Here is a 1,908-nt window from a genome sequence, read left to right as displayed (position 1 = left end):
TTAGTGCGCCCGGCATGGGCGATAGCTCGGCGGTGAAAGTCCGCTACAGGCTTGGCAGTAGGAACTGTTAGCCAAAGGCAAGGGTGTCCGCCGCGAGGCGGAATCTGAAGGAAGCCGGAGGCAAACCCTCGGTCTGACGAACAGGAATCACATACAAGGCATGACGGGACGGACGAGCTTGCTAATCAAAGCGAAGTCCAATACTGCCCGAATCCCGGCATGTAAATGTGGCAGATGGATGAGGGGAAGGCTATCGCTCTTACCCGGGGAGGTCTCACAGACGTCCGGTAGGAAAAAAAAAAATCCGAAAAGACGGAGTAAAGCTTGCTGTGAGAAGTCAGCAGAGGCCATAGTACCGAGAAGTTTTTTTTTTCGGGAAGGGCCGAACAATCGTAAGCCTCGAGTATAGACTGGAAGGAGCATCGGCACGATGAAAGCAGAATACCGAAAGGGCTGCCTGCAAAGGGATAGCATGGAATGCGAAGAGTATGCGGGAGCGCGGAGTGCCGGCACTCGGGAACGTAGAGAAAGAGGCGGTGCAACGGACATGCTTGAGAGGATACTAAACAGGGATAACCTGAACAAGGCCTACAAGCGGGTCAAACGTAATCACGGAGCACCGGGAATCGATGGAATGACAGTCGAGGAGGCACTACCGTGGTTACGGGAACACAGAGAGGGGCTTTTGGAAAGTATCCGGGACGGAAGCTACAAACCAAACCCGGTACGGCGTAAAGAAATCCCGAAACCAGATGGAAGTGGAGTGCGGAAGCTCGGTATCCCTACGGTAATAGACCGCGTGATTCAGCAAGCGATATCGCAGCAGCTACAACCCCTGTTCGAACCGTTATTCGCGGAAGGAAGCTATGGCTACCGCCCTGGGCGGAGTGCGCAGCAAGCCATTCGCAAAGTAAAAGAGTATGCGGAGCAGGGATACGACTACGCAGTAGAAATCGATCTATCCAAATATTTTGACACGCTGAACCATGAGCTGCTTATGAATCTTTTGCGCAAACAAATCCAGGACAAGCGGGTAACTGATCTGATCAAGAAGTATCTCAAAAGCGGGGTCATGGAGCACGGAGTGCGGCGCGAAACGGAAGAAGGATCACCTCAAGGTGGCCCGCTATCGCCGCTGCTGGCGAATATCTATTTGAATGAGTTCGACCAAGAGATGAAAAGCCGAGAAGTGAATGTGATCCGCTACGCAGATGACATTGTAGTGCTGGCGAAAAGCAAACGTGCAGCAACGCGGCTGTTGGAGTCCTGCCAGAAGTATCTAGAGAAGCGAATGAAACTTCAGATAAATCGACGGAAAAGCAAAGTCGTAAGCATCGTGGCCCGAAAGCATTTTAAATTCCTTGGTTTTGCTCTGGGAAAGAGCAGGGACCGAGTACACATCCGCGCCCATGGACAATCTCTTGCGAAAGCAAAGAAGAAACTGAAGGAACTCACGAAACGCAGCCAGGGCAAGAATGTCCGTCAAGTGATGGAGCAGGTGAAGGTCTATATTCGCGGCTGGATAGGTTACTTCTACGTAGCGGACATGAAACGGACTCTGCAGAGATGGAACGAATGGTTGAGAAGACGATTCCGTATGTACATCTGGAAACAATGGAAGAAGCCAAGAACAAAGGCGCAAAACCTGCGAAAACTGGGAATACCGGAGTGGCAGGCCTACCAATGGGCAAACTCACGACTGGGATACTGGCGCATCGCCGGAAGCCCGGTGTTGTCTCGTTCCATAACAAACAAAAGGCTCGCACAAGCAGGGTATTATGACTTCCCTGCTCAGTACGAGCATTTACGTAACTTGCACTTAAGCGGTTGAACCGCCGTATACCGAACGGTACGTACGGTGGTGTGAGAGGTCGGCTACTCAATTAATGGGTAGCCTCCTACTCGATT

Annotated in this window: 1 protein-coding gene; it reads left to right on the top strand. The window is 51.7% G+C overall.

Translation table 11 applies throughout. From position 1 onward, the window contains the following. Positions 1 to 430: 430 nt before the first annotated feature. Complete coding sequence (gene ltrA / locus BLW49_RS28410) at positions 431 to 1,831, top strand: group II intron reverse transcriptase/maturase (RefSeq protein WP_047911907.1); 1,401 nt, start codon at positions 431 to 433, stop codon at positions 1,829 to 1,831. Positions 1,832 to 1,908 lie beyond the last annotated feature (77 nt).

Source organism: Paenibacillus sp. PDC88, assembly GCF_900106725.1.
Classification (GTDB): Bacteria; Bacillota; Bacilli; order Paenibacillales; family Paenibacillaceae; genus Paenibacillus; species Paenibacillus shunpengii.
The sequence above is the reverse complement of the archived record's forward strand: the minus strand, read 5'-3'. Positions and strand labels throughout refer to the sequence as shown.